The following is a 25,663-nucleotide window of genomic DNA, read 5'->3' as shown; positions in this document are numbered from 1 at the left end:
TCCTTCGTCCTGCTTCCGCCATTGTCACGCCGCGCGCGATTGCGCGCGGCGGCGGGTCTCCTCGCGCATCTCGATCGCAACGTCGATCTGCCGCAGATAGGCACGTTCAGCGCTCAGGGCGGCGCGCGCGGCATCGGGTGTCGTGCGCACGAAGCGGATCGGCAGATTGAGCCGCGCCTGCGCGAGTTTCCAGAGATCCGCGCGGATCACCGTGCCGATCTTCGGGTAGCCGCCGGTGGTCTGCGCGTCGTGCATCAGCACGATCGGCTGGCCGTTCGGCGGCACCTGGATCGTGCCGGGCAGCACCGCGTGCGACAGCAGCTCCACCGGCCGCTCGCGCACCAGCTCGGCGCCGGCGAGCCGATAGCCCATCCGGTTGCTGTTCGCGGTGACGAGCCATTCCTCGTCCCAGAACGCCTGCTGGGCGTCGGCCGCGAACGACGCGTAGTCTGGGCCCGGCAGCACGCGCACGGGCATCGCCCACGGCGCATGCGCGGGCCGGTGGCGGCGCGGCGGCTCGTCGACGCGCACGAACGCGCACCACGCGGGCGCCTTCACGCCGAATTCGGGCGCATCGGCCGCGAGGCAGCCGGCGCCGGCCGGCGGCACACCGACCGGAAGCCGATCGCCGTCGCGCAGCGCGCGGCCGCCGAGCCCGCCGAAGCGCGACGCGAGATCGGTGCTGCGCGAGCCGAGCATCGGCAGCACGTCGATGCCGCCCGCGATGCACAGGTAGCCGCGCATCCCGCGCTTCGCGGCCGGCAGCACGAGCGTCTGCCCGGCGTCGACCGGCAGGCTCCACCACGAATACACGGGCTTGCCGTCGAGCGTCGCGCCGAATTCGGTGCCGGTGATTGCGATGCGCGTCGCGCGCGTGAAGCGGAACGCGGCCGGGCCGATCGTGATTTCGACCGCCGCCGCGCCGGGGCGGTTGCCGACCAGCCGGTTGCCGACTTCGAGCGCGAGGCCGTCGAGCGCGCCGCCCTGCGCGACGCCGAGATGGCGCATGCCGCGGCGGCCGAGATCCTGCACGGTCGACAGCGGGCCGGCGCGGACGACCTCGATCGTGCCCGGTGCTGAGTTCTGGGTCATGTCGCGTCGACTCCGGCAATGGTGAAGCGCACGCGGTCGCCGGGCAGCAGCAGCGTCGGCTGCGGGCGCGCCGGGTCGAACAGCACGTGCGACGTGCGGCCGATCAGCTGCCAGCCGCCGGGCGACGTGGCCGGGTAGACGCCCGTCTGCGCGCCGCCGATGCCGACCGAGCCGGCCGGCACTTCGAGCCGCGGCGCCGCGCGGCGCGGCGTGTGCAGCGACGCATCGAGGCCGCCGAGATACGCGAAGCCCGGCTGGAAGCCGATGAAGAACACGACGTATTCGCCGGCGGCGTGCCGCGCGACGACTTCGTCGGCCGACAGCCCGGTATGCGCGGCGACAGCCGCGAGGTCGGGGCCGGCAGCGCCGCCGTATTCGACCGGAATCTCGATCTCGCGGCCGTCCGCGTGCTCGACGTCGGCGGTTTCCCACGCGTCGCGCAGCGCCGGCGTGAGCGACTCGGCCGTCGCGGCGAGCGCATCGAATACGATCGTCAGATTGTTCATGCCCGGCACGACGTCGATCACGTCGGGCCATGCGCGCGCGGCCTCGGCGACGGCCCAGACGCGGCGCTGGCAATCGAGCGTGGCGGGCGGCGGCACCTCGCAGACGAGGGCGGCATCGCCGAGCGGATAAATGCGGGGTTGCGTCATCGGACTGGCACGGTTCGGACGGCAATGTTAGCGCACATTGTCAATAAAATATCGACAACTTCCCAATAAGCGTTTTCGCCTAGCCCGTATGGCCGGGCTTCTGGCGTACACTCGGCACACCCTGTCATCCGGCTTGCGCCGCCTTTCCATGAAGCGTCCTGCGACCAAGATCGTGTCATCCGAACACCTCGTTTCCGATTCGAGCGCGGAGCTGTCGGAACTCGAATACGGGCTCATCATGGCCGGCAACGCATTCAACCGATGGATGGTGCGCTGCATGTCGGCCGCCGGCGCGAAGGACATGACGGCGGTCGAGGTGTCGCTGCTGCACCACGTCAGCCATCGCGAACGCAAGAAGAAGCTCGCCGACATCTGCTTCGTGCTCAATATCGAGGATACGCACGTCGCCACCTATGCGCTGAAAAAACTGATCGCGCGCGGCTACGTGAAGAGCGAGAAGAGCGGCAAGGAAGTGTTCTTCTTCGCGACCGAGGCGGGCCGCGAGCTCTGCCTGAAGTATCGGGAGGTGCGCGAGCATTGCCTGATCGAGACGCTCAAGGACAGCGGCCTCACCAACGAGCAGATCGGCGACGCGGCGCAGCTGCTGCGCCACGCCTCGGGCCTCTACGACACGGCCGCGCGCGCGGCGGCGTCGCTGTAAACGATTGCGGACGGGACGACGAACGCGGTGACGCGCGGCATGCCGCTCGAGCGACGTCGCGCGCCGCGTCATCCGGCGGCCGGGTCCGGGTAAAGCGCGCCGTCGGTCACGATCCACTGCATCGCGAGATCGTGCGCTTCGGCCGGCAGCGCATCCACGCGGCACGCTTCATACGCGATGCCAACCGTCACCGGCAGCGCCGTGCCCGGCCACATCGCGAGCGTGCGGTCGTAATAGCCGCCGCCATAGCCGAGCCGGTAGCGCTGGAGATCGAATCCCACACACGGAATCAGCAACAGGTCGGGCACGACGACGACGCCCGACGCCGGCTCCGGAATCCGGTGATGCCCTTCGCGCATCGGCGTGTGCGCATCCCACGCATGGAACGCGAGCGGCGTGTGCTTCTCGCCGATCACCGGCAGCGCGACACGGCGACCGGAGCCTGCCGCCGACCACGCGAGCACCGCGTCGCGTGCGTCGAATTCGCCCGGCAGCGGCCAGTAGAAACCGATCGTGCGCGGCGCGAGCCGCTCGAGCAACAGGCGAAGCCGCGCGTCGAGCGCGGCGTTCGCGGCGGGCTGCGACGCGGCGTCGCGACGCGCGCCGGACAGCGTTTTGCGCAGTGCAACCTTCGGGTTCGGCACAGGGTTGCATGCTATGCTTTCGCTCACTTCGTGCTCCATTCAAAACGATGTCGAACAGCCTTTTCCGAGTATATCGCGCGGTCGCGCTCGCGCTTTCGGCCGCCGCGCTCGTCGCGGGCACGGCCGCGTGCGCCGCACCGAACGACGACACGCTCGCCGGGGACGACCAGATCTTCGTGCAGCTGCGCGAAGCCGCGCGCCGCAACGACGCCGCGAAGGCCGCGCAGCTCGCGGCGATGATTCCGAACTATCCGGTTCCGTCCTACGTCGAGTATTTCCAGATCAAGCCGCAGCTGTTCGATTCGACGGGCCGCGCACGTGTCGATGCCCCCGACGCACCCGTGCAGTCGTTCCTGCAGCGCTACGACGGCCAGGCGATCGCCGACCGCCTGCGCAACGACTACCTGCTCGTGCTCGGCGCGCGCCACGACTGGCGCAGCTTCGACGATCAATACAAGCGCTTCGTGCTCGACGACGACACGCAGGTCAAGTGCTACGCGCTCGAATCGCGCGCGGCGCGCGGCGAGAACGTCGCGGATGCGGCGCGCGCGCTGCTCGTCGAGCCGAAATACTACGGCGACGCCTGTGTCGACCTGATTACGGCGCTCACCGTCAACCAGCAGTTCACGAGCGACGACGTGTGGCAGCAGGCCCGCCTCGCGTACGAGCAGAATTACACGACGCTCGGCGGGAAGATCGTCGACGCGCTCGGCGCGCGGCCGGCCGGCTTCGACCAGGCGACCAGCGCGCCGCCGCTGTATCTCGCGCGCGGCATCGGTCCCGACGCGGCCTCGCACCAGCTCGCGCTGATCGCGCTCGGCCGCATGGCGCGCAACGATCCGGACGCGGCGGCGGGGATGCTGACGTCGCTCGCCGGCTCGCTGACGAAGCAGGAGCAGGCGATCGCGTGGGGCGCGATCGGCTACCAGGGCGCGATCAAGCGCTCGCCGCTCGCATCCGTCTGGTATGCGAAATCCGCGAACGCGCCGCTGTCGAACCCGGGTTACGAATGGCGCACGCGCGCCGCGCTGCTCGCCGGCAACTGGCCGATGGTGCGCTGGTCGATCGAACAGATGCCGCCGTCGCTGCGCAGCGATCCGGCATGGATCTACTGGCATGCGCGCGCGCTCAAGCAGAGCGGCGACACGCTGCAGGCGAACCAGGAGTTCGAGCAGGTCGCGGGCCAGTTCAACTTCTACGGGCAGCTTGCCGGCGAGGAGCTGGGCCAGCGCACGTCGATCCCGCCGCGCACGAAGGTGAGCGACGCCGACGTCGATGCGATGAGCAAGATCCCCGGCTTCGCGCTCGCGCAACGCTTCTACGGGCTGAACCTGCGCCTCGAAGGCAACCGCGAATGGAACTGGCCGCTGCGCGGGATGACCGATCGCCAGCTGCTCGCGGCCGCCGAATACGGCAAGCGCATCGACCTGCTCGACCGCACGGTCAACACGGCCGACCGCACGAAGGCCGAGCACGACTTCACGCTGCGCTACCCGTCGCCGTACCGCGACATCGTCGAGCGCTACGCGCAGTCGAGCGGCCTCGACATCGAATGGGCCTACGGGCTGATCCGCCAGGAGTCGCGCTTCATCACGAACGCGCGTTCGTCGGTCGGCGCGGGCGGACTGATGCAGCTGATGCCGGCCACCGCGCAGCTCGTCGCGAAGAAGCTCGGGATGGGCACGATCACGCGCGCGCAGATGCACGACATCAATACCAACGTCCAGCTCGGCACCTGGTATCTGGCGGACATCTACAACAACTTCGACAGCTCGCCGGTGCTGGCGACGGCCGGCTACAACGCGGGCCCGGGCCGGCCGCGCCAGTGGCGCCAGGTGTTGACGCAGCCGGTCGAAGGCGCGATCTTCGCGGAGACGATTCCGTTCAACGAGACGCGTGACTACGTGAAGAACGTGCTGTCGAATACCGTCTATTACGCGGCGCTCTTCGAGGGCAAACCGCAATCGTTGAAGAAGCGTCTAGGCATGATCTCGCCCTGATCCGCAATCTTCACACTGCCGCGCGAGACGCGGCAGTGTTCTTTTGAGGTCACCATCATGGATCGCCAGACCGTCGCGCTGCTGGGCGGCACCGGCTTCATCGGCAGCCGGCTCGTCAATGCGCTGATCGATGCCGGCAAGCAGGTGCGGATCGGCACGCGGCGGCGCGAGCATGCGCGCCACCTGCAGATGCTGCCGATCGAGATCGTCGAGCTGGAAGCGCTCGATACGCGCACGCTCGCGCGGTTCGTCGCCGGCGCGCATGCGGCCGTCAACCTCGTCGGCGTGCTGCACGGCGGCCGCGGCACGCCTTACGGGCCCGGGTTCGAGCGCGCGCACGTCGCGCTGCCGGCCGCGCTGGCCGCCGCGTGCGTCGAAGTCGGCGTGCGGCGCGTGCTGCACATGAGCGCGCTCGGCGCCGATTCGCACGGCCCGAGCATGTACCAGCGCTCGAAGGGCGACGGCGAGGCCGCGCTGCATGCGGTCGCGGCGACCGATTCGCTCGCGCTGACGATCTTCCGCCCGTCGGTCGTGTTCGGCCCCGGCGACGCGTTCCTGAACACCTTCGCGAACCTGCAGCGCACGCTGCCGGTACTGCCGCTGGCGATGCCCGACGCGCAATTCCAGCCGGTGTTCGTCGGCGACGTGGTGCGCGCATTCGTCAACACGCTCGATCTCGCGGCAGCGGATGGCAAGACCTACGAGCTCGGCGGCCCGACCGTCTATACGCTCGAGCAACTGGTGCGCTATTGCGGCACGCTGGTCGGCCGGCAGGCACGCATCGTGCGCCTGCCCGACGCGCTCGCGCAACTGCAGGCGCGCGTGTTCGAATGCCTGCCCGGCGAGCCGGTGATCACGCGCGACAATCTTGCGTCGATGTCGGTGCCGAACGTGCTGTCCGGGCCGCTCGCGCCGGAACTCGGAATCGCGTCCGCGAGTCTCGAGAGCATCGCGCCCGCGTATCTCGGCCATGCCGCGCGGCGCTCACGCTTCGACTGGTTCCGCTCGCGCCGCTAGGCGTCGCGGGCCGTCGCTTCCGTCATTCACTTTCGCGCTTTTCGGAACCCCGCCATGAAACTCGTCATTGGAGACAAGAATTACTCGTCGTGGTCGATGCGGCCGTGGCTGCTGCTCGCGCATTTCGGCATCCCGTTCGACGAGATCGCGATCGAGCTGCGCCGCGACGACACGGCCGCGCGCATCCGCGAGTATTCGCCGACCGGCAAGGTGCCGTGCCTGGTCGACGACCACGGCTTTGCGATCTGGGATTCGCTCGCGATCGCCGAGACGCTCGCCGAGCGTTATCCGCAATTCCCGATGTGGCCGGCCGATCCGCTCGACCGCGCGCATGCGCGCTGCATCTCGGCCGAGATGCACTCGGGCTTCGCCGCGTTGCGTACGGACATGGGCATGAACGTGCGCGCGTCGATGCCGGGGCGCGGCGCGACGCCCGAGGCGCTCGCCGACGTCGCGCGCATCGACGCGCTGTGGAGCGCATGCATCGAGGCATCGGGCGGCCCGTTCCTGTTCGGTGAATTCGGGATCGCCGATGCGATGTATGCGCCGGTCGTGATGCGTTTCAACACGTATGCGCCGGCGCTGTCGCCGGAGGCGGCCGGCTATGCCGCGCGTGTGACGGCGCTGCCGGCGGTGCAACGCTGGATCGATGCCGCGCGCCGCGAAACCAACGTGATCGCCGAGTACGAACCGACGCCATGAACATCTACGCAGTAGGCGGAGCGATCCGCGACGAATTGCTCGGCGTGCCGGTGCAGGACCGCGACTACGTGGTCGTGGGCGCAACGCCCGAGCAGATGGTCGCGCAGGGCTTCCGGCCGGTCGGCAAGGATTTTCCCGTGTTCCTGCATCCGGACACGCAGGAGGAATACGCGCTCGCGCGCACCGAACGCAAGACGGCGGCCGGCTATCACGGCTTCCAGTTCTACTACGCACCGGACGTGACGCTCGAGGAGGATCTTGCGCGGCGCGACCTGACGATCAACGCGATGGCGCGCGAAGTGAGCCCGGAAGGTGCGCTGGTCGGCCCGGTGATCGATCCGTTCGACGGACAGGCCGACCTGCGCGCGCGCGTGTTCCGGCACGTGGGCGACGCGTTCGTCGAGGATCCGGTGCGGATCCTGCGGATCGCGCGCTTTGCCGCGCGCTTCGCCGATTTCACGGTCGCGGACGACACGCTCGCGCTGATGCGGCGGATGGTCGACGCGGGCGAAGCGGACGCGCTGGTGCCCGAGCGCGTGTGGCAGGAGATCGCGCGCGGGCTGATGGAGGCGAAGCCGTCGCGGATGTTCGCGGTGCTGCGCGAGTGCGGCGCGCTCGCGCGCATCCTGCCCGAGGTCGACGCGCTGTGGGGCGTGCCGCAACGCGCGGACTACCACCCGGAGGTCGACACGGGCGTGCACGTGATGATGGTCGTCGATTACGCGGCGAAGCAGCGCTATTCGCTGCCGGTGCGCTTCGCGGCGCTCACGCACGATCTCGGCAAGGCGACCACACCCGCGGACGTGCTGCCGCGCCATGTCGGCCACGAAGGGCGCAGCGTCGATCTCATCAAGCCGCTGTGCGAGCGGCTGCGCGTGCCGAACGAGTGCCGCGATCTCGCGCTGGTGGTCGCGCGCGAGCACGGCAACCTGCATCGCGTGATGGAAATGGGCGCGGCCGCGCTCGTGCGGCTCTTCGAGCGCAGCGACGCACTGCGCAAGCCGGCGCGCTTCGCCGAGATGCTGCAGGCGTGCGAATCGGATGCGCGCGGCCGGCTCGGGCTCGACACGCAGCCGTATCCGCAGGCCGAGCGGCTGCGCGTGGCGCTGGTGGCGGCGCGCAGTGTCGATGCGGGCGCGATCGCGCGCGGCCTTGCCAACGATGCGATGCGGATCAAGGACGCCGTGCATCGCGCGCGCATCGAGGCCGTCAAGCAGGCGCTGGCGATCGCCGAATAACGGGCGAGCGCCGGGTGGCGGAGCGCGCCGCCCGGCAGCTGGCTGTCACTGCTTCGTGCGGGCGGTGGCGCGGCGAGACGGCGTGGCGGCAGCGGCTCGCTTGGCGGTGGCGGCGCGCGGCTTCCCGGTTGCCGGCTTGGCCCGCGTGTCGACGGGCGCGGCCGCGTTCGAATCCGTGTCGCGCTCGGGTTTCGCCGCGGGTTCGCGGCGGCTCACGCGCGGCTCGCCCGGCCTTGCGCCGGCATCGCGTGCAAGCAGCCTGATCTTCATTGCCGCGGATCCGAGCTCCGCATCGTCGTCGTCGAAGAGCGGCAGCGTGCCGACCGCGATCATCTCGGCGGGCCCGTCGCCGACGTTCGCGACGCGGTGGCGTTTCCTTGCGTCGAAGTGCAGCGAGTCGCCGGCGGACAGCGGGTAATCCTTCCTGCCGATCGTGTAGCAAAGCCGTCCGGTCAGCACGTACACGAACTCGTCGCCGCCGTGCGCGACCCATTCCGAACGGTAGCCCTCCATCATCCGGACCTTGAGCGCGTTGATCTGACTGCCGTCGAAGGTGGTGGACAGCCGCTCGTACCACTGCGACGCGGCATCGACGGCGTACGGCTCGCGGCGGCCCGCGTGCGAGTCGGGCTGCGCCTGGCGCGGCTGGTCGATCAGCGTGCCGAGCGGCACGTTCAGCGCCTTCGCGACGTTGACGAGCGACGAGAGCGAGATGCCGGTGAGGTGGCGCTCGACCTGCGACAGGAACCCGACCGACAGGTTTGCTTCGGTCGCGACTTCCAGCAGCGTCTTCTTCGCTTCCCGGCGCAGGCGGCGAATGCGCTGGCCGATACGCATGATGTCTGAATCCATGAATCTCTTTCGTGGCAACGAGCCGCAAGGCGGGCAGAGGGGCGGTGCCGTCGCCGGGATGCGGCGTTGCGCGAATCGCACGAAGCACGGCCGTCGGGACGACGATGCCGGCGCATTGTACCGCGCGTACCGCGCACGCCGGCGCGAGGACGTTGCGCGCCGGACGCGGCCGCGCATGACCGCGCCGCCGCCGCGCGCGGTGTCGGAAATTTTAGCCCTACGAAAATTTTGGCTTGACCGCGATTTCAGCGTGCTCTAGATTCTGTCGCTCGCATCAAACAAAGTTAAGTGAGACAAAAATTTCCCCGAAAATCCGGCGATGGAACGGCACCGCCGCGCGGCTGCGCTCCGCGCCGCGCGTCCCCGCACGGGCGGTGTGTCGCGCCACGCATGCGCCGGCGCGTGTCGCCGCCGGCCGCCTACAACAATCAATAACGGGTATCCGATGATCGATCGACTGAAATACAGCTTCTCCGGCCTTCCTCCGTACGACGCGTGCGTCGCCGATACGCAGGCCGGCCTGTCGCGACTGCTCGATGCCGCGCGGCTCGACGCGGTCGTGGTCACGTCGCAGGACGAGTACATCACCGAATACCTGCCGCGCCGCAACAACCCGCGCTATGCGCTGTCGGGCTTCGACGGCTCGGCCGGCTGCGGGATCTTCCTGAGCGCGGCAACCGCGCAGGCGCTCGGCGTGCCGCCGTTCGTGCTGTTCGTCGACGGCCGCTACCACCTGCAGGCCGAACAGCAATGCGACCCGGCGCGCGTGCGCATCGAGAAGCTCGGGATGAACGTGACGATCTGGCAGGCGCTGGCCGACTGGCTGCTCGCGCATGCGAGCCGGCTCGCGCGGGTGGGCTACGACGCGCTGCGAATCAGCGTCGCGCAGCGCGACCGGCTGGTCGAGCGCACGCAGGCGGCGTCGCTCGACTGGACGAGCTTCGTCGAGCGCGAGATCGACCGCGCGATCGCGCTGCCGGGCTGGGAGGTCGAGCGGCCGATCTTCGAGCTGCCGGATGCGATGACCGGCGCGAGCATCGCGCACAACGTCGATGCGCTGAACCGGCGACTCGCCGGGCACACCGGCGCGGCGCCGGGCAAGACCGCGTTCTTCACGTGCGCGTCCGACGATCTCGCGTATCTGCTGAACAGCCGCGGCTATCACATCCCGAATGCGTCGTCGCACCTGGGCTTTCTGTTCGCGCTCGGCGAGCAGGTCGTGCTGTTCCTGCCGGAAGGTTGCGACCGGTGCCCGGTCGAAGTGACGTCGTATCCGGCGCTGCAGGTGATCCGGCGCGATGTCGCCGAACTCGAGCGCTTCCTCGCGCGGTTCGCGGTCGACCACGTGTGCTACGGCTTCGAATCGGTCAACTGCGCGCTCGTCGAGTCGGTGCGTCGCGTGTGGCCGCACGCGCGCCACGCCGATTTCAACCCGGTGGAGGCGCTGCGGGCCGCCAAGACGCCGGCGGTCCTCGAGCGGTTCCGCGACGCATTCGCGCGCAGTTCGGCGGCGATCGCCGAAACGATGCGCTGGGCGAAAGCCGGCGAGCCGGGGCAGCGCCATACCGAGTACGACCTGGCCCGCACGATCAACGACGCATACGGCGCCCGCTCGGCGGTCGCGCTGACGTTCCCGTCGATCGCGGCGAACGGCGCGAACAGCGCGTTCGCGCACTACACGGCGGCGAGCGCCGACGTCGAGCTGACCGAAGGCGAACTCGTGCTGCTCGACAGCGGTGCGTACTACGACGCCGGTTTCGCGACGGACTGCACGCGCGTCGTGCTGCGCCGCACGCAGCCGGATACGGTCGCCAGGCCGTGGCAGCGCGAGATCTACACGGTCGCGCTGAAGGCGTGCATCAAGGGGCTCGTCACGCGCTTTCCGAAGACGGCGACGGGCGGCGACGTCGATGCGACGGTGCGCCAGGTGTGCCGCGATCACGGCTACGATTTCGGCCACGGCACCGGGCACGGTGTCGGCATCCACGTGCACGAAGGCGGCGTGCGGTTCGCGCCGGGCGCGAAGTACGGGTTGGTGCCGAACGCGGTGATTTCGGTCGAGCCGGGCATCTACGTGCCGGGCAAGGGCGGCGTGCGGATCGAGAACATCGTGATCGTGCGCGCGGACGACGACGCGTCCGACACCGTGGCGTTCGAGAACCTCGTCACGGTCGGCTACGACTGGGACCTGATCGATCTCGGGATGCTGGACGACGACGAGCGCGCGTACCTGCGCGACTACGAACGGCTTTGCGTGGAACGCGGCACGCAGGTCACCGCGTGTCCGCTGCTTTGAAACGGGGAAGGTGCGCGCGGCCTTGGCAGGGCCGCGCGATGCGCAGCCGGCGCGTCGCTGCGCCGGCGTGACGGGGGCGTCAGTGGAATCGGTGCAGCCGGAGCGGTCGGGGTCTCAGCGCATCAGCGCCGACACGCGCCCGTCGGGGCCGTAGACACCGGCCGGCGCGGGCGCCGAGCGCAGCACCGCGAGCGCGCGCTCGTTGTAGTCCATCCGGATCCGGATCAGCATCCCGTTGGTCGCATTGGCCTGCCGCGCGCGTTCGGCGGCCTGCAGCAGCAACTGCCAGCGGCCGGCGAGGCGGGCATCGCGCTCGGCGGCCTGGTCCATCCCTTTCTTGCCGGCCGGAAAGCCGAGCGCGGACAGCTGCGTGTCGCGCGTGCGCTCGAGCTGCGCGAGCCGGTCGATCAGCTCGGTTTTCCTTTCGACGATGCCGGGCAGCATCTCGAGCGGCTCCGGTGTCGTCAGCGCCTTTTCCTCGTAGGCGAGCAGGGACGCGAACGCTTCGACCGTCGCGTGTTCGTCGTTGACCGTGGCCAGCAGCTCTTCTCTCATCGCGTCATGCTCGTCGCGCCGGCACGCGTGCGCATGCCGGCAAACCAGGGGACCGGTCAGGGCGTGACGGGCCCCGGGCCGGCTCAGTTGCCCTGCGAGCGCTGCTGTTGCAGCAGGTCGCGGGCGGTATTCAGTACGCCGTCGGCGATCTTGTTCACGTCGATCGTCAACGTGCCGTTGTTCAGTGCGTCCTTGATCGACTGGACGAGGGCCGTGTCGATGTCGGCGCTGCCGGAGGCCGACAGCGAACGCAGCTGGCCGGACAGACCCGACAGGTTCACGGTCGTGTCGCCGCCGGTCGATCCTGCGTCGGCCGCCTGCGCGGACGACGACGAAGCCGCGCCGGATTGCGCGCGGGTCGCGCCGTTGCCGGTCGACGCGAGTGGGCTCGGGTTCGGAGTGGAATCGATCTTCACGATGGGTTTCCTGTACGGTATGACCCAGATAACGGCCGGGTCGGCCCGAACTTTAGCATCGTGAGCCCGACATTCTCCGAATAAACAATTCTTTACACTCTTTCGCCGCGATCCGCCCCTAAAGCGGAATTTCCACGGTTCCGGCGTCCTTGACGATCGCCGTGACGATCTGGCCCGCCGCCATCCTGACCCGCACCGACTGGCCCGGCGCCGCATTCGCGAGCGCGCTGCCCTCGGCCGAGATCGTGAAGCCGGGCCCGGCCGCGACGACGCGGACCGTCTGGCCGGCCGACACCGACGCGGCGCTCTTGAGCATGTCCTGGCGCAGCGGCAGCCCGGCCGAGATCCGGGCCAGCGCGGTCGCGCCGACCGCCTGCGCGGGATCGGTGATCACCGCCAGCGGCAGCACCGTCAGGTCGCCGTCGCGCGCGACCAGGTCGGCTGCGGTGAGCGGCTCGCCGGGTGCGATCTGCCGCGCAGCGACGTAATAAGTGGCCTGCACGGCGACCTTCGCCTGCAGATAGACCGTCCACGGCCGCGCGCCGGCGCAGCGCACGCCGACCGTCGTGCGACCCCACAGGCGCGCGCCGGTCGGCAGGAACGGCTCGAGCGTCGTGCACGCGGCGAGTCCGCGCGGAAATGCGGCGGCAACCGTCGCGGTGGTCTTGCCGGGCAGGCCCGCGACCTGCTGCTGCAGGAATGCGAGGGCCGTGCGCCGGATCGTGTCGGGATCCTGCTGGCCGGGCGGGGGCGCCGGCTGGGGTGCGGTGGTGGCCGGGGCCGGCGCGGCGGCAACGGCGGGCGCGGCCGAAGCGGCGCGGGCCGCCGCCATGCGCGCGGCGATGGCCGGGCGCGACGGATTCGATGCGGCATCGGCCGTGCCCGCGACGACGGTCGCGACGGCACCCGGCTCGGCAGCGCGCCGCGCGCCATCGCCCGCGTTCGCGCGCGCGGCGGCGTAGACGGGGCGCGGTGCCGGTGCCGGCACGGCGGCTGGCGGCGCAACGCTCGTCACGACCATCGAGCCGGCCGAGGCCGCGCCATTGATGCCGGCGCCGCCGCTTGCGTCCCGGGCGCCGCCTGTCGTCGGCATTCCCGTACCCGAAGCCCAGGCCGAAGCCGAAGCCGAAGCAGCCGTGCCCGCATTCGCGCCGAACTGCCCGCCGCTCGCCGCGTTCGCATGCGCGAGCGCGGTCTCGGCCGTCTCGCCGCGTCCGGGAATCACGATCATCCCGTCGTCCGCGTACGCGAGCGGCACCGCGAGCCACAGCGCCGCGGCGAGCGCGCATGCACGCGCGATGCGCGTGCCGCGTCCGTCGTTTCCGCGAAATGCGCGTGTCATCGCCGTGTCCTCGAAGCCGTTGATCCGATTCGCATTCTAGGGACGCGGGCCGTCGCGCAAACGATGAATAGAGGGGGCCTTTGCCGCGTTATTCGTCCGATTGCCGGTTGCGGGCGGCGCCTACCATCGCTGTCATGGAAAAAAGCCCCTTGGGCCGCCATCCGGCGCAACGGGCGTGCAGCGCTTCATACGGAGAGACGCACACATGCTGGACAAACTCGATGCCGAATTCGCGTTCGGCCGACAGGCGCTCGACGTGCGCGCCTATCGGCAGGAACTGCTGTCGTCGAACATCGCGAACGCCGACACGCCCGGCTACCAGGCCCGCGACGTCGATTTCGCGTCGACCCTCGCGCGCTCGCTGAAGCAGACGGGCGGCGGCCTCGCGCCGAGCAACGCCGCACCGCTGCCCATGGCGCAGCCGGCCGGCGTGACGAGCGGGATGACGATGGTGTCGACGGCGCCCGGCCACATGGCCGGCACCGCGAAGCTGATTCCGACGGGCGGCCCGGCGGACGACTACGGTCGCGCGCAGTACCGGATGCCGCTGCAGCCGTCGCTCGACGGCAACACGGTCGATCTCGACGTCGAGCGCGTGCAGTTCGCGAACAACGCGCTGCACTACGAAACCGGGATGACCGTGATGACCCAGCAGATCAAGGCGATGATCGCCGCGATCTCGACGAACTCGTAAGCGCGCGCCGCTTCCGAACCCGAACAAGGAGCCTCCATGCCCTCGTTGATGAACATCTTCGGCGTCGCCGGTTCAGCGCTGTCCGCGCAATCGCAGCGCCTGAACGTCACCGCGTCGAACCTCGCGAACGCGGACAGCGCGACCGGCCCCGACGGCAAGCCGTACAAGGCCAAGCAGGTCGTGTTCGCGACCGACCCGATCGGCGGCGCGCGCACCGCGTCCGGCCAGGGCGTGGGCGGCGTGCGCGTGACGAAGGTGGTCGACGATCCGTCGCCGATGAAGTCGACCTACGACCCCGCGAACCCGGCCGCCGACGCGAACGGCTACGTGCAGATGCCGAACGTCGATCCGGTGCAGGAGATGGTGAACATGATCTCGGCGTCGCGCTCGTACCAGGCCAACGTCGAGACGCTGAACACCGCGAAGACGCTGATGCTCAAGACGCTGACGATCGGCACGTAAGCCGCGCGCCGATCGCACTTCCACACCGAGACAGACCCGACAGTTCCGACACAAGGCCACCCAGGATGACTTCCTCCAGCACGACGATCGGCAGCAACGGCACCAACGTGTCGACCCTGCCGACCGACACGATGAACACCAACAACGTGTCGAGCACCGGCACGTCGGCGAGCGACCTGCAGGCGACGTTCCTGAAGCTGCTCGTCACGCAGCTGCAGAACCAGGATCCGACGAGCCCGGTCGACAGCTCGCAGATGACGTCGCAGCTCGCGCAGATCAACACGGTGAGCGGCATCGCGCAGCTGAACACGTCGCTCACGTCACTGTCGACGCAGCTCGCGGCCGGCCAGCAGACGCAGGCCGCGCTGCTGATCGGCACCAACGTGCTCGCGCCGGGCAACAGCGTCGGCGTGAAGAGCGGCGCGGCGTCGCCGTTCGGCGTGTCGCTCGCGAACGACGTGTCGAACCTGACGATCACCGTGAAGGACAAGTCGGGTGCGGTCGTCAACACGATCAACGCGGGCAAGCAGTCGGCCGGCACGGTGCCGTTCAACTGGACGCCGACGGATGCGGCCGGCAACACGCTGCCGGACGGCACCTACACCGTGAGCGCGCAGTACACGGGCAGCGACGGCAAGACGTATACGCCGACCGTGCTCGCGGCCGCGACGGTGCAGAGCGTGATCAAGCAGGCCGACGGCACGGCGGGGCTCGTGCTGTCGAACGGCACGACGGTGGGCTTGACCCAGGTCGCGTCGATCTTCCCGAACACCGCGTCGTCGTCGTCCGGCGGCACGACCACCACCAACTGATCCAGCTTTCTCGAAAACGGAGACCGAAATGGGTTATCAACAGGGTCTGAGCGGCCTCGCCGGCGCATCGAACGCGCTCGACGTGATCGGCAACAACATCGCGAACGCGAACACGGTCGGCTTCAAGTCGAGCACCGCGCAGTTCTCCGACATGTACGCGAACTCGGTCGCGACGTCGGTCAACACGCAGATCGGGATCGGCACGTCGCTCGCATCGGTGCAGCAGCAGTTCGGCCAGGGCACGATCAACACGACGAACTCGTCGCTCGACGTCGCGATCAACGGCAACGGCTTCTTCCAGATGTCGAACAACGGCGTGACGACGTACTCGCGCGACGGCACGTTCCAGCGCGACAAGAACGGCTTCATCGTCGACTCGCAAGGCCGCAACCTGATGGGTTACGCGGCGAGCTCGGGCGGCGTGATCAACACCGCGCAGACCGTGCCGCTGCAGGCGCCGACCACCAATATCGCGCCGACCGCGACGACCAAGATCACCGGCCAGTTCAACCTGAACTCGCAGGACACGGTGCCGACCAAGACGCCGTTCAGCGCGACCGACACCACGACGTACAACTACTCGACGTCGATCCAGGTGTATGACTCGCTCGGCGGCTCGCAGGCGGTCAACATGTACTTCGTGAAGTCGGCGGCCGGCACGTGGGAAGCCTACGCGGGCGTGCAGGGCGGCGCCACGACGGATCTCGGCACGGTCACGTTCAACTCGTCCGGCGCGATCCAGAGCACGACGACGGGCACGCCGGCCACGCCGACCGCATCGCTCGGCCAGTTCCAGTTCACCGTGCCGAACACCGACGGTTCGGCGACGCCGCAGCAGCTCACGCTCGACCTGACCGGCACCACGCAGTACGGCGGCAAGGACGGCGTGAACAACCTCGCGCAGGACGGCTATGCGAGCGGCACGCTGACGACCTTCTCGATCGGCGCCGACGGCAAGCTGACCGGCAACTACTCGAACGGCCAGACGGCGGTGCTCGGCCAGATCGTGCTCGCGAACTTCAACAACCCGAACGGGCTCGTCAATCTCGGCGGCAACCAGTACGCCGAATCGTCCGCGTCGGGCGTGCCGCAGATTTCGGCGCCGGGCAGCACGAACCATGGTTCGCTGCAGGGCAGCGCGCTCGAGAACTCGAACGTCGACCTGACGTCGCAGCTCGTCAACCTGATCACCGCGCAGCGCAACTACCAGGCGAACGCGCAGACGATCAAGACGCAGCAGACCGTCGACCAGACGCTCATCAACCTGTAATGCGCGGATAACCGGCAGCCATGGACCGACTGATCTACACGGCGATGACGGGCGCGTCGCAGTCGCTCGACCAGCAGGCGATCGTCGCGAACAACCTCGCGAACGCGTCGACGACGGGTTTTCGCGCGCAGCTCGCGACCTATCGCGCGGTGCCGATGAATTTCGGCGACGGCAGCAACATCGACCCGTCGACGACGCGCACCTACGTGCTCGCGTCGACGCCCGGCGCGGATTACGCACCGGGCCCGATCACGCGCACCGGCAATCCGCTCGACGTCGCGGTGCAGGGCGCCGGCTGGCTGTCGGTGCAGACCGCCGACGGCGGCGAGGCATACACGCGCGCGGGCAACCTGCATGTCGACGAAAACGGCCAGCTCGTCAACGCGAGCAACCTGCCGGTGATCGGCAACGGCGGCCCGATCTCGGTGCCGCCGAACGCGGAAGTCACGATCGGCAAGGACGGCACGGTGTCCGCGCTGATGCCGGGCGATCCGCCGACGGCGGTCGCGATCGTCGACCAGATGAAGCTCGTGAACCCCGACCCGGCCACGCTCACGCGCGGCAACGACGGGCTGTTCCGCACCGCCGACGGCAATCCGGCCGACGCCGACCCGAACGTGGTCGTCACGCCGAATTCGCTCGAAGGCAGCAACGTGAACCCGGTGACCGCGATGGTCGCGATGATCGACAACGCACGGGCGTTCCAGCTGCAGTCGAAGCTGATCCAGACGGCCGACCAGAACGAGCAGTCGGCGAACCAGCTGCTCAACTTCAGCTGAGCGGCACGGCCGTAGCTACCAGGAGAAGATTCAACATGAACCGATCGCTCTACATCGCCGCCACCGGCATGAATGCGCAGCAGGCGCAGATGGACGTGATCTCGAACAACCTCGCGAACACCAGCACGAACGGCTTCAAGGCGTCGCGCGCGGTGTTCGAGGATCTGCTGTACCAGACGATCCGCCAGCCGGGCGCGAACTCGACGCAGCAGACCGAACTGCCGTCGGGCCTGCAGCTCGGCACCGGCGTGCAGCAGGTCGCGACCGAGCGCCTGTACACGCAGGGCGGCCTCACGCAGACCGGCAACTCGAAGGACGTCGCGATCAACGGCGCGGGCTTCTTCCAGGTGCTGATGCCGGACGGCACGAACGCGTATACGCGCGACGGCTCGTTCCAGACCAACGCGCAGGGCCAGCTCGTCACGTCGAGCGGCTACCAGATCCTGCCGGCGATCACCGTGCCGCAGAACGCGCAGTCGCTGACGATCGGCAAGGACGGCGTCGTGTCGGTCACGCAGCCGGGCTCGAGCAACGCGGTGCAGATCGGCTCGCTGCAGATCGCGACCTTCATCAACCCGGCCGGCCTCGAGGCGAAGGGCGAGAACCTGTTCGCCGAGACCACGTCGTCGGGTGCGCCGAACGTGTCGCAGCCGGGCCTGAACGGCGCGGGCGTGCTCAACCAGGGCTATGTCGAGGCGTCGAACGTGAACGTCGTGCAGGAGCTCGTCAACATGATTCAGACGCAGCGCGCGTACGAGATCAACAGCAAGGCCGTGACGACGTCCGACCAGATGCTGCAGACCGTCACGCAGATGAAGAGCTAACCGGAAAGTCCCGTCGTCGCCATGAAGCAGGTTCGCCTCCTCCCGTCAGCCTCCGTCCGCGCCGCGTGCGCGGTCGCGGTGGCCGCGCTCGCCGGTTGCGCGCAGATTCCGCGCGACCCGATCATCCAGCAGCCGATGACGGCGCAGCCGCCGATGCCGATGTCGATGCAGGCGCCCGGCTCCATCTACAACCCGGGCTACGCGGGCCGGCCGCTGTTCGAGGATCAGCGGCCGCGCAATATCGGCGACATCCTGACGATCGTGATCGCGGAGAACATCAACGCGACCAAGTCGTCGGGGGCGAACACCAACCGCGCGGGCGACACCAGCTTCAACGTGCCGACGGCCGGCTTCCTCGGCGGGCTGTTCGCGAAGGCGAACCTGTCGGCGGCCGGCAACAACAAGTTCGCGGCGACCGGCGGCGCCAGCGCGGCGAACACGTTCAACGGCACGATCACGGTGACCGTCACCAACGTGCTGCCGAACGGCAATCTCGTCGTCAGCGGCGAGAAGCAGATGCTGATCAACCAGGGCAACGAGTTCGTGCGCTTCTCCGGGGTCGTCAACCCGAACACGATCTCGGGCGCGAATTCGGTCTACTCGACGCAGGTGGCCGACGCGCGCATCGAATACTCGGCGAAGGGCTACATCAACGAAGCCGAGACGATGGGCTGGCTGCAGCGCTTCTTCCTCAACATCGCACCGTGGTGACGACGATGCAGCAGCCTCTTTTCCATCGCCTGTCGTCCCGTATGTCGGCCCGCGTGTCGCGCGTGCCTGCCGTCGCGCGGCTCGCCGCCGCGTTCGTGCTGGCGGCCTGCGCGCTCGGCGCGGCACCCGCGCACGCGGAGCGCCTGAAGGACCTCGCGCAGATCCAGGGCGTGCGCGACAACCCGCTGATCGGCTATGGCCTCGTCGTCGGCCTCGACGGCACGGGCGACCAGACGATGCAGACGCCGTTTACGACGCAGACGCTCGCGAACATGCTCGCGAACCTCGGCATCTCGATCAACAACGGTTCGGCCAACGGCGGCACGTCGTCGCTGAACAACATGCAGCTGAAGAACGTCGCGGCCGTGATGGTGACCGCCACGCTGCCGCCGTTCGCGCGGCCGGGCGAGGCGCTCGACGTCACCGTTTCGTCGCTCGGCAACGCGAAGAGCCTGCGCGGCGGCACGCTGCTGCTCACGCCGCTCAAGGGCGCGGACGGCCAGGTGTATGCGCTCGCGCAGGGCAACATGGCGGTCGGCGGCGCGGGCGCGAGCGCGAACGGCAGCCGCGTGCAGGTGAACCAGCTCGCGGCCGGGCGGATCGTCGGCGGCGCGATCGTCGAACGCTCGGTGCCGAACGCGATCGCGCAGATGAACGGCGTGCTGCAGCTGCAGCTGAACGACATGGACTACGGCACCGCGCAGCGGATCGTGTCCGCGGTCAATTCGAGCTTCGGCCCGGGCACCGCGACGGCGCTCGACGGCCGCACGATCCAGCTCGCCGCGCCGGCCGATTCCGCGCAGCAGGTCGCGTTCATGGCGCGCCTGCAGAATCTCGACGTGAGCCCGGACAAGGCCGCCGCGAAGGTGATCCTGAACGCGCGCACCGGCTCGATCGTGATGAACCAGATGGTCACGCTGCAAAGCTGCGCGGTCGCGCACGGCAACCTGTCGGTCGTCGTCAACACGCAGCCGGTGGTATCGCAGCCGGGGCCGTTCTCGAACGGGCAGACGGTGGTCGCGCAGCAGTCGCAGATCCAGCTGAAGCAGGACAACGGCGCATTGAAGATGGTGACGGCCGGCGCGAACCTCGCCGACGTCGTGAAGGCGCTGAACACGCTCGGCGCGACGCCGGCGGACCTGATGTCGATCCTGCAGGCGATGAAGGCGGCCGGCGCGCTGCGCGCCGATCTGGAGATCATCTAAATGGCAGCGAACCTCCCCAACGCAAACGACCTGACGCAGCGCTTCGCGCTCGACGTGCAGGGCTTCGACGCGCTGCGCGCGCAGGCGAAGCAGTCGCCGCAGGCCGGCGCGAAGGCGGTCGCGGGCCAGTTCGACGCGATGTTCACCGAGATGATGCTCAAGAGCATGCGCGACGCGACGCCCGACGGCGGGCTGCTCGATTCGCACACGTCGAAGATGTACACGTCGATGCTCGACCAGCAGCTCGCGCAGCAGATGTCGAAGCGCGGAATCGGCGTGGCCGACGCGCTGATGAAGCAGTTGCTGCGCAACGCGGGGCAGGGCGCGGGTACCGACCCGGCGGCCGATGCCGGCGCGGCCGGGCTCGGCCTCGGCGGCCTCGGCGGCCTCGGTGCGGCCGGCTCGGGCACGTCGGGCAACGAAGGCAGCCTCGCCGCGATGAACGCGATGGCGCGGGCGTACGCGAACGCGTCGAACAACGGCGGGCTCGCCGGCGCGCGCGGCTACTCGGCCGGCAGCGCGTTGACGCCGCCGCTCAAAGGCGCGAGCGGCGTGCAGGACGCCGACGCGTTCGTCGACCGCCTCGCCGGCCCGGCCCAGGCGGCGAGCGCGACGACCGGCATCCCGGCGCGCTTCATCGTCGGCCAGGCCGCGCTCGAATCGGGCTGGGGCAAGCGCGAGATTCGCGCGAGCGACGGCTCGACCAGCTACAACGTGTTCGGCATCAAGGCGAACAAGGGCTGGACGGGCCGCACGGTGTCGGCGCTGACGACCGAATACGTGAACGGCACGCCGCGTCGCGTCGTCGCGAAGTTCCGCGCGTACGATTCGTACGAGCACGCGATGACCGACTATGCGAACCTGCTGAAGAACAACCCGCGCTACGCGGGCGTGCTGAGCGCAAGCCGCAGCGTCGAAGGCTTCGCGCACGGGATGCAGAAAGCCGGTTACGCAACCGACCCGAATTACGCGAAGAAGCTGATCTCGATCATGCAGCAGATCGGCTGACGGGCAGCGGCCGGAGCCGCTCCCCTGCAGCCTTTTTGCAATCTTACGGACCGCGCCCGGCACCCGCCGCGCGCGGTTTCAACGTTTGCGCGAAAAAAACCGGCAATTCGATCTAAACTTTCGGTGAGCACTGCCGCTAAGTGTGTGAGACCTGCAACCGGGCCATGTTCTGGCCCGGTTTTACTGCGCACCGGTCGCCCGGGCGCCCATGAAAAGAAAACCGGCTAGCCATGAATATCGAAACGTCGACCGATCCGAGCCTGGATGCGGGCCATTCCGGGCCTGACTACGCCCGCCGTAATCCGCTGGAGATCGGTGTGCAGCTGCGCAACCTCGTGAACCGCGGCGACTTCCTGACCGTCCAGTACCCGGGCGGCCAGCTCGTCACGCGCCTGCTCGAGGTCGACGTCGGCGCGCGCACGTTCACGTTCGACTGGGGCGCGCTCTCCGAGCAGAACGCCGGCATTCTCGGCGCGTCGCATTGCACGTTCGCGGCGGCGCCCGAAGGCGTGCGCGTGGAATTCACGACGAGCACGCCGCGCGAGACGCGCTACGAGGGGCTCCCGGCGTTCGTCGCCGATTTCCCCGACGTGCTCATGTGCATCCAGCGCCGCGAGTATTTCCGTGTCGATGCGCCGATCGTCGATCCGTTCCTGTGCCGCGGCAAGCTGCCGGACGGCGAGGGCTTCGTGTTCGAGGTGCACAACCTGTCGCTCGGCGGCGTCGGGCTGCGCACGGCCGACGAGCGCGTCGAGGCGCTCGAGGTCGGCACGCTGCTGCCGGAGGTCGAGCTCGAGCTGACCGGTCACGGCAAGCTGTCGCTCGACCTGCGGCTCGTGTCGCAGCGCTCGACCCAGATGCCGAACGGCTCGCGGCGCTACCAGCTCGGCTTTCGCTTCATGTCGCTGCCGGGCAGCGCGGAGAACACGCTGCAGCGCCTGATCACGCAGCTCGAGATGAAGCGCCGCTCGCTCGCGCGGGCCTGACGCATCGCTGTCGCGGCCCCATCCGGGGCCGCTTTCGCACCGGCGCCGGCAGCGTTCGCCGGCGCGCTTGACGGACGGCGCGCACGCGTGCGTCGCCCGCGCATTTTTCCCTCAATTTTTCCGATCCGCGGCCGTTATACCGGGAGTCACGCAACCCGGCGGCCGCAGCGCGGCCGGCTCATCAGGATCGCGCATGTCCAACACACTCATGAACCTCGGTGTCAGCGGCCTCAATGCCGCGCTCTGGGGCCTCACGACGACCGGTCAGAACATCAGCAACGCCGCGACGCCCGGCTATTCGGTCGAACGCCCCGTCTATGCGGAGGCGAGCGGCCAGTACACGTCGAGCGGCTACATGCCGCAGGGCGTGAACACCGTCACGGTGCAGCGGCAGTACAGCCAGTACCTGAGCGACCAGCTGAACAGCGCGCAGTCGCAGGGCGGCGCATTGTCGACGTGGTATTCGCTCGTCGCGCAGCTGAACAACTACGTCGGCAATCCGACGGCCGGGATCTCGACGGCGATCACCGGCTATTTCACCGGCTTGCAGAACGTGGCGAACAGCGCGGCCGACCCGTCGGTGCGGCAGACGGCGATCAGCAACGCGCAGATTCTCGCGAACCAGCTCAACGCGGCCGGCCAGCAATACGATGCACTGCGCCAGAGCGTGAATACGCAGCTCACCAGCACGGTGTCGCAGATCAACACGTACACCGCGCAGATCGCGCAGCTGAACCAGCAGATCTCGGCGGCGAGCAGCCAGGGGCAGCCGCCGAACCAGCTGATGGACCAGCGCGACCTCGCGGTGTCGAACCTGTCGAGCCTCGCCGGCGTGCAGGTGGTGCGCAACGACAGCGGCTACAGCGTGTTTCTCGCGGGCGGCCAGCCGCTCGTGCTCGCCGACAAGAGCTATCAGCTCGCGGCCGTCACGTCGCCGTCCGACCCGAGCGAACTCACCATCGTGTCGCAGGGCATCGCCGGCGCGAATCCGCAGGGCCCGAACCAGGCGCTGCCCGATGCGTCGCTGTCGGGCGGCACGCTCGGCGGCCTGCTCGCGTTCCGCAGCCAGACGCTCGACCCCGCGCAGGCGCAGCTCGGCGCGGTCGCGGCCAGCTTCGCCGCGCAGGTCAACGCGCAGAACGCGCTCGGCATCGACCTGTCTGGCAAGCCGGGCGGCAACCTGTTCACGGTCGCGGCGCCGTCCGTCTATTCGAACCAGGGCAATACCGGCACCGCGTCGCTTTCCGTGTCGTTCGCCAACCCGTCGCAGCCGACGACGAGCGACTACACGCTGTCGTACGACGGCACCAACTACACGCTGACCGACCGCGCGAGCGGCACGGTGGTCGACCAGAAGGCCGGGCCGATGCCGCTGTCGCTCGGCGGGCTGAACTTCTCGTTCTCGTCCGGCGCGATGAATGCCGGCGACCAGTTCACCGTGCTGCCCACGCGCGGCGCATTGACGGGTTTCGGCCTCGCGACGACGAGCGGCTCGGCGATCGCGGCCGCGTCGCCGGCCATCACGTCCGCGTCGAGCACCAATATCGGCACCGGCAAGATCGCGCTGAGCGGGGTGAGCGCCGGCTACCAGGTGCCGACCACCAAGCTGACCTACGACGCGGCGACGAAATCGCTGTCGGGCTTCCCGGTCGGCACCACGGTGACGATCCCGGGCACGCCGCCGACTTCGGTGACGATCAGCAATCCGACCGATTCCGTGCCGTACGACCCGTCGACCGGTGCGGCGATGACGATGTCGGGCACGGCCGCCGGTGCGCTGAACGGCGTGACCGTCACGCTGTCGGGCACGCCGTCGGACGGCGATTCGTTCACGATCGGGCCTTATGCGGGCGGCACGAGCGACGGCAGCAACGCGCTCGCGCTGTCGCAGCTCGTCAACGCGAAGACGCTCGGCGGCGGCACGACGACGCTCACCGGCGCGTATGCGAACTACGTGAACAACATCGGCAATACCGCGAGCCAGCTCAAGTCGTCGAGCACCGCGCAGACGGCGCTGGTCGGCCAGATCACGTCCGCGCAGCAGTCGGTGTCGGGCGTGAACCAGAACGAGGAAGCCGCGAACCTGATGCAGTACCAGCAGCTCTACCAGGCGAACGCGAAAGTGATCCAGACGGCGTCTTCGCTGTTCCAGACCGTGCTGGGCCTGTTCAGCTGACCGGATTCGAGAGGATAGAAACGATGCGGATTTCCACGACCCAGTTCTACCAGCTGAACGTCGGCCAGATGAACGATCAGCAGGCCCAGCTCGCGCAGCTCTACCAGCAGATCTCGAGCGGCGTGAGCCTCACGACGCCGGCCGACAACCCGGTGGGCGCGGCGCAGGCCGTGCAGTTGTCGATGACGTCGGCCACGCTGTCGCAGTACGCGTCGAACCAGAGCACGGCGCTCGCGTCGCTGGGGGCCGAGGACCAGGCGTTGCAGAACGTCAGCACGGTGCTCGGCAACATCCAGTCGGTGATCGTGCGCGCCGGCGACGGTTCGCTCGCCGACAGCGACCGCGCGGCGCTCGCGACGCAGCTCGAGGGCTATCGCGACCAGTTGCTGTCGCTCGCGAACTCGACGGACGGCGCCGGCAACTACCTGTTCGCTGGCTACAAGAACGCCGCGGCGCCGTTCACGAAGAACGCGGCCGGCGGCATCAGCTACGTCGGCGATACGGGCACGCGCACCGTGCAGATCGACGATTCGCGCAGCGTGCCGCAGGGCGACTCGGGCCTCTCGGTATTCATGTCCGTGCAGTCGCTGGGCAGCTCGCCGGTCCAGGCGGCCGGCGCGAGCAACACGGGCACGGCCACCATCGGCAACGTCACGGTGACGGACCCGTCGGCCGCGACGAACGGCCATCAGTTCACGATCACGTTCGGCGGCACGGCGGCCGCGCCGACCTACACGGTGACCGACAATACGGCGTCGCCGCCGACGACCACGCCCGCGCAGGCCTACACGTCGGGCACCGCGATCGCGCTTGGCAGCGGGATGAAGGTGGCCGTGTCGGGCACGCCGGCGGTCAACGATACGTTTTCGGTCACGCCCGCGCCGCAGGCGAGCGGGGTCGACGTGTTCTCGACGCTCGATTCGATGATCACGGCATTGAAGACGCCCGTCACCGGCAACGCGACGGCGATTGCCGCGCTGTCGAACGCGATGGGCACGGCCGCGACGAAGATCAACAACTCGATGCGCAACGTCACGACGGTGCTGGCATCGGTCGGCGGCCGCGAGCAGGAGGTCAAGGCGATGCAGGCCGTGAACCAGACCGCGGCGCTGCAGACGACCAGCAACCTGTCGGACCTGACCGGCACCAACATGGTGACGACCATCAGCCAGTACCTGCAGGTGCAGAACGCGCTGAGCGGCGCGCAGAAGGCCTACGCGCAGCTGCAGAACATGTCGCTGTTCCAGTACATCAATCCGTGATGGCCA

25 protein-coding genes are annotated in these 25,663 nt (G+C 68.9%); 18 read left to right on the top strand and 7 right to left on the bottom strand.

From position 1 onward, the window contains the following. Positions 1 to 24 precede the first annotated feature (24 nt). Together WS51_RS25545 and pxpB are read right to left on the bottom strand one after the other, a co-directional pair. On the bottom strand, positions 25 to 1,092 hold the full coding sequence (locus WS51_RS25545; protein ID WP_069229924.1) for a 5-oxoprolinase subunit C family protein: 1,068 nt from the start codon (positions 1,090 to 1,092) through the stop codon (positions 25 to 27). Continuing rightward, entirely contained in the window at positions 1,089 to 1,745 is a 657-nt protein-coding gene (gene pxpB / locus WS51_RS25540) for a 5-oxoprolinase subunit PxpB (RefSeq protein WP_069229923.1), read from the bottom strand. Before pxpB ends, WS51_RS25545 begins: the two co-directional genes overlap by 4 nt. A gap of 148 nt (positions 1,746 to 1,893) precedes the next feature. Here pxpB and WS51_RS25535 point away from each other — a divergent pair, with 148 nt between their 5' ends. Beyond that, entirely contained in the window at positions 1,894 to 2,406 is a 513-nt protein-coding gene (locus WS51_RS25535; protein ID WP_059448486.1) for a winged helix DNA-binding protein, read from the top strand. Between the two features lie 68 nt (positions 2,407 to 2,474). On the opposite strand, the gene WS51_RS25530 is transcribed toward WS51_RS25535, so the two are convergent. Further along, on the bottom strand, positions 2,475 to 3,089 hold the full coding sequence (locus WS51_RS25530) for a 5-formyltetrahydrofolate cyclo-ligase (protein WP_059504524.1): 615 nt from the start codon (positions 3,087 to 3,089) through the stop codon (positions 2,475 to 2,477). A gap of 8 nt (positions 3,090 to 3,097) precedes the next feature. Between WS51_RS25530 and WS51_RS25525 the strand changes: the two genes are divergently transcribed. Genes WS51_RS25525 through WS51_RS25510 form a run of 4 tightly spaced genes read left to right on the top strand, consistent with a single transcriptional unit; the run spans position 3,098 to position 8,007 of the window. Continuing rightward, complete coding sequence (locus WS51_RS25525; RefSeq protein ID WP_059771801.1) at positions 3,098 to 5,050, top strand: lytic transglycosylase domain-containing protein; 1,953 nt, start codon at positions 3,098 to 3,100, stop codon at positions 5,048 to 5,050. Positions 5,051 to 5,107: 57 nt separating this feature from the next. Then, on the top strand, positions 5,108 to 6,067 hold the full coding sequence (locus WS51_RS25520) for a complex I NDUFA9 subunit family protein (protein WP_060329162.1): 960 nt from the start codon (positions 5,108 to 5,110) through the stop codon (positions 6,065 to 6,067). A 54-nt stretch (positions 6,068 to 6,121) separates the two neighbouring features. After that, positions 6,122 to 6,769 (top strand): glutathione S-transferase family protein, encoded by a 648-nt coding sequence (locus WS51_RS25515; protein ID WP_060329161.1) that lies wholly within the window; start codon positions 6,122 to 6,124, stop codon positions 6,767 to 6,769. Further along, positions 6,766 to 8,007: a multifunctional CCA addition/repair protein gene (locus WS51_RS25510; protein ID WP_069229922.1), complete on the top strand. Its 1,242-nt coding sequence runs from the start codon at positions 6,766 to 6,768 to the stop codon at positions 8,005 to 8,007. Before WS51_RS25515 ends, WS51_RS25510 begins: the two co-directional genes overlap by 4 nt. Positions 8,008 to 8,052: 45 nt before the next feature. On the opposite strand, the gene WS51_RS25505 is transcribed toward WS51_RS25510, so the two are convergent. Beyond that, a complete protein-coding gene (locus WS51_RS25505; protein ID WP_069229921.1) occupies positions 8,053 to 8,859 on the bottom strand; it encodes a helix-turn-helix domain-containing protein in 807 nt (268 codons plus the stop codon). 445 nt (positions 8,860 to 9,304) lie between these two features. Here WS51_RS25505 and WS51_RS25495 point away from each other — a divergent pair, with 445 nt between their 5' ends. Beyond that, positions 9,305 to 11,155, top strand: a complete 1,851-nt coding sequence (locus WS51_RS25495; protein ID WP_069229920.1) for a M24 family metallopeptidase — start codon at positions 9,305 to 9,307, stop codon at positions 11,153 to 11,155. Between the two features lie 114 nt (positions 11,156 to 11,269). Here the strand turns inward: WS51_RS25495 and WS51_RS25490 are convergent, their stop codons facing one another. From WS51_RS25490 to flgA, 3 genes are all read right to left on the bottom strand, one after another. Beyond that, positions 11,270 to 11,710: a flagella synthesis protein FlgN gene (locus tag WS51_RS25490; RefSeq protein ID WP_059504540.1), complete on the bottom strand. Its 441-nt coding sequence runs from the start codon at positions 11,708 to 11,710 to the stop codon at positions 11,270 to 11,272. An 83-nt stretch (positions 11,711 to 11,793) separates the two neighbouring features. Further along, on the bottom strand, positions 11,794 to 12,126 hold the full coding sequence (gene flgM, locus WS51_RS25485; RefSeq protein ID WP_059448495.1) for a flagellar biosynthesis anti-sigma factor FlgM: 333 nt from the start codon (positions 12,124 to 12,126) through the stop codon (positions 11,794 to 11,796). Between the two features lie 118 nt (positions 12,127 to 12,244). Further along, positions 12,245 to 13,468, bottom strand: a complete 1,224-nt coding sequence (gene flgA, locus WS51_RS25480) for a flagellar basal body P-ring formation chaperone FlgA (RefSeq protein ID WP_069229919.1) — start codon at positions 13,466 to 13,468, stop codon at positions 12,245 to 12,247. Positions 13,469 to 13,673: 205 nt separating this feature from the next. Here flgA and flgB point away from each other — a divergent pair, with 205 nt between their 5' ends. The 12 genes from flgB (at position 13,674) to flgL (ending at position 25,657) form a co-directional block, all read left to right on the top strand. Next, positions 13,674 to 14,162, top strand: a complete 489-nt coding sequence (gene flgB / locus WS51_RS25475) for a flagellar basal body rod protein FlgB (protein ID WP_059504545.1) — start codon at positions 13,674 to 13,676, stop codon at positions 14,160 to 14,162. Positions 14,163 to 14,198: 36 nt separating this feature from the next. Further along, on the top strand, positions 14,199 to 14,624 hold the full coding sequence (gene flgC / locus WS51_RS25470; protein ID WP_059448498.1) for a flagellar basal body rod protein FlgC: 426 nt from the start codon (positions 14,199 to 14,201) through the stop codon (positions 14,622 to 14,624). A gap of 65 nt (positions 14,625 to 14,689) precedes the next feature. Then, entirely contained in the window at positions 14,690 to 15,436 is a 747-nt protein-coding gene (gene flgD / locus WS51_RS25465; protein WP_059448499.1) for a flagellar hook assembly protein FlgD, read from the top strand. 28 nt (positions 15,437 to 15,464) lie between these two features. Beyond that, positions 15,465 to 16,706 carry a flagellar hook protein FlgE gene (gene flgE / locus WS51_RS25460; RefSeq protein ID WP_059542531.1) on the top strand — a complete coding sequence of 414 codons (1,242 nt, stop codon included), beginning with the start codon at positions 15,465 to 15,467 and terminating at the stop codon, positions 16,704 to 16,706. 20 nt (positions 16,707 to 16,726) lie between these two features. Then, on the top strand, positions 16,727 to 17,485 hold the full coding sequence (gene flgF, locus WS51_RS25455) for a flagellar basal-body rod protein FlgF (RefSeq protein ID WP_059448501.1): 759 nt from the start codon (positions 16,727 to 16,729) through the stop codon (positions 17,483 to 17,485). Between the two features lie 35 nt (positions 17,486 to 17,520). Further along, positions 17,521 to 18,309, top strand: coding sequence for a flagellar basal-body rod protein FlgG (gene flgG, locus WS51_RS25450; RefSeq protein WP_014895799.1), 789 nt, complete (start codon positions 17,521 to 17,523; stop codon positions 18,307 to 18,309). Positions 18,310 to 18,330: 21 nt separating this feature from the next. Continuing rightward, complete coding sequence (gene flgH, locus WS51_RS25445) at positions 18,331 to 19,020, top strand: flagellar basal body L-ring protein FlgH (protein ID WP_059448502.1); 690 nt, start codon at positions 18,331 to 18,333, stop codon at positions 19,018 to 19,020. Between the two features lie 5 nt (positions 19,021 to 19,025). After that, positions 19,026 to 20,225, top strand: coding sequence for a flagellar basal body P-ring protein FlgI (locus WS51_RS25440; protein ID WP_069230040.1), 1,200 nt, complete (start codon positions 19,026 to 19,028; stop codon positions 20,223 to 20,225). Beyond that, complete coding sequence (flgJ, locus tag WS51_RS25435; RefSeq protein WP_059794548.1) at positions 20,226 to 21,233, top strand: flagellar assembly peptidoglycan hydrolase FlgJ; 1,008 nt, start codon at positions 20,226 to 20,228, stop codon at positions 21,231 to 21,233. Positions 21,234 to 21,463: 230 nt separating this feature from the next. Then, positions 21,464 to 22,219 (top strand): flagellar brake protein, encoded by a 756-nt coding sequence (locus tag WS51_RS25430; protein WP_059504551.1) that lies wholly within the window; start codon positions 21,464 to 21,466, stop codon positions 22,217 to 22,219. 193 nt (positions 22,220 to 22,412) lie between these two features. Next, entirely contained in the window at positions 22,413 to 24,395 is a 1,983-nt protein-coding gene (flgK, locus tag WS51_RS25425; protein WP_069229918.1) for a flagellar hook-associated protein FlgK, read from the top strand. A gap of 23 nt (positions 24,396 to 24,418) precedes the next feature. Then, complete coding sequence (gene flgL, locus WS51_RS25420; protein WP_059771820.1) at positions 24,419 to 25,657, top strand: flagellar hook-associated protein FlgL; 1,239 nt, start codon at positions 24,419 to 24,421, stop codon at positions 25,655 to 25,657. Positions 25,658 to 25,663: the final 6 nt, after the last annotated feature.

The sequence above is a fragment of the Burkholderia territorii genome (genome assembly GCF_001718335.1).
Taxonomy (GTDB): Bacteria; Pseudomonadota; Gammaproteobacteria; order Burkholderiales; family Burkholderiaceae; genus Burkholderia; species Burkholderia territorii.
The sequence above is the reverse complement of the archived record's forward strand: the minus strand, read 5'-3'. Positions and strand labels throughout refer to the sequence as shown.

Coding starts and splice junctions, on each gene's coding strand:
- WS51_RS25545 (WP_069229924.1), bottom strand. CDS start 1,092: ATGACCCAGAACTCAGCACCGGGCACGATCGAGGTCGTCCGCGCCGGC.
- WS51_RS25430 (WP_059504551.1), top strand. CDS start 21,464: ATGAATATCGAAACGTCGACCGATCCGAGCCTGGATGCGGGCCATTCC.
- flgD (WP_059448499.1), top strand. CDS start 14,690: ATGACTTCCTCCAGCACGACGATCGGCAGCAACGGCACCAACGTGTCG.
- WS51_RS25495 (WP_069229920.1), top strand. CDS start 9,305: ATGATCGATCGACTGAAATACAGCTTCTCCGGCCTTCCTCCGTACGAC.
- WS51_RS25530 (WP_059504524.1), bottom strand. CDS start 3,089: ATGGAGCACGAAGTGAGCGAAAGCATAGCATGCAACCCTGTGCCGAAC.
- WS51_RS25525 (WP_059771801.1), top strand. CDS start 3,098: ATGTCGAACAGCCTTTTCCGAGTATATCGCGCGGTCGCGCTCGCGCTT.
- WS51_RS25535 (WP_059448486.1), top strand. CDS start 1,894: ATGAAGCGTCCTGCGACCAAGATCGTGTCATCCGAACACCTCGTTTCC.
- WS51_RS25510 (WP_069229922.1), top strand. CDS start 6,766: ATGAACATCTACGCAGTAGGCGGAGCGATCCGCGACGAATTGCTCGGC.
- WS51_RS25490 (WP_059504540.1), bottom strand. CDS start 11,710: ATGAGAGAAGAGCTGCTGGCCACGGTCAACGACGAACACGCGACGGTC.
- flgF (WP_059448501.1), top strand. CDS start 16,727: ATGGACCGACTGATCTACACGGCGATGACGGGCGCGTCGCAGTCGCTC.
- WS51_RS25520 (WP_060329162.1), top strand. CDS start 5,108: ATGGATCGCCAGACCGTCGCGCTGCTGGGCGGCACCGGCTTCATCGGC.
- flgE (WP_059542531.1), top strand. CDS start 15,465: ATGGGTTATCAACAGGGTCTGAGCGGCCTCGCCGGCGCATCGAACGCG.
- flgC (WP_059448498.1), top strand. CDS start 14,199: ATGCCCTCGTTGATGAACATCTTCGGCGTCGCCGGTTCAGCGCTGTCC.
- flgG (WP_014895799.1), top strand. CDS start 17,521: ATGAACCGATCGCTCTACATCGCCGCCACCGGCATGAATGCGCAGCAG.
- WS51_RS25440 (WP_069230040.1), top strand. CDS start 19,026: ATGCAGCAGCCTCTTTTCCATCGCCTGTCGTCCCGTATGTCGGCCCGC.
- flgH (WP_059448502.1), top strand. CDS start 18,331: ATGAAGCAGGTTCGCCTCCTCCCGTCAGCCTCCGTCCGCGCCGCGTGC.
- WS51_RS25515 (WP_060329161.1), top strand. CDS start 6,122: ATGAAACTCGTCATTGGAGACAAGAATTACTCGTCGTGGTCGATGCGG.
- flgK (WP_069229918.1), top strand. CDS start 22,413: ATGTCCAACACACTCATGAACCTCGGTGTCAGCGGCCTCAATGCCGCG.
- flgA (WP_069229919.1), bottom strand. CDS start 13,468: ATGACACGCGCATTTCGCGGAAACGACGGACGCGGCACGCGCATCGCG.
- flgJ (WP_059794548.1), top strand. CDS start 20,226: ATGGCAGCGAACCTCCCCAACGCAAACGACCTGACGCAGCGCTTCGCG.
- pxpB (WP_069229923.1), bottom strand. CDS start 1,745: ATGACGCAACCCCGCATTTATCCGCTCGGCGATGCCGCCCTCGTCTGC.
- flgL (WP_059771820.1), top strand. CDS start 24,419: ATGCGGATTTCCACGACCCAGTTCTACCAGCTGAACGTCGGCCAGATG.
- flgB (WP_059504545.1), top strand. CDS start 13,674: ATGCTGGACAAACTCGATGCCGAATTCGCGTTCGGCCGACAGGCGCTC.
- WS51_RS25505 (WP_069229921.1), bottom strand. CDS start 8,859: ATGGATTCAGACATCATGCGTATCGGCCAGCGCATTCGCCGCCTGCGC.